This window comes from Bacillus sp. SIMBA_008, assembly GCF_046535495.1.
Taxonomy (GTDB): Bacteria; Bacillota; Bacilli; order Bacillales; family Bacillaceae; genus Bacillus; species Bacillus subtilis.
Genome location: NZ_JAWRWL010000629.1, coordinates 1 through 264, shown reverse-complemented (window position 1 = coordinate 264; position 264 = coordinate 1). Strand labels below are relative to the sequence as shown.

Sequence of the window (264 nt, the reverse complement as noted above, 5' to 3'; positions counted from 1 at the left end):
CGCGGTGACTGGGAGTACAACTGGTTGACCCAGTACATCGGCAAGACCGAGAACACCACTCTCAATTCCCGCTTCACCTATCAGGGCCGTCCGGATTCGTACCGTGACCTCGTGGCCGATGCGCGCGTTTACCACACTGCCTCCTTGAGCTACAAACAGGCCGATTGGGAAGTGCTGGTAGGTATCTCCAATGTGTTCAACACCAAGCCGGCGCTGATCTCTACCGGCGCAGGCACTCGCTACGGCAACACCGCCGCATTCGCC

General features: G+C 59.1%; 1 protein-coding gene. It reads left to right on the top strand.

From position 1 onward, the window contains the following. Positions 1-24: 24 nt before the first annotated feature. Positions 25-264, top strand: a 240-nt coding sequence (locus SB658_RS24725; protein WP_410603036.1) for a hypothetical protein, incomplete at its 3' end; no start/stop codon positions are given.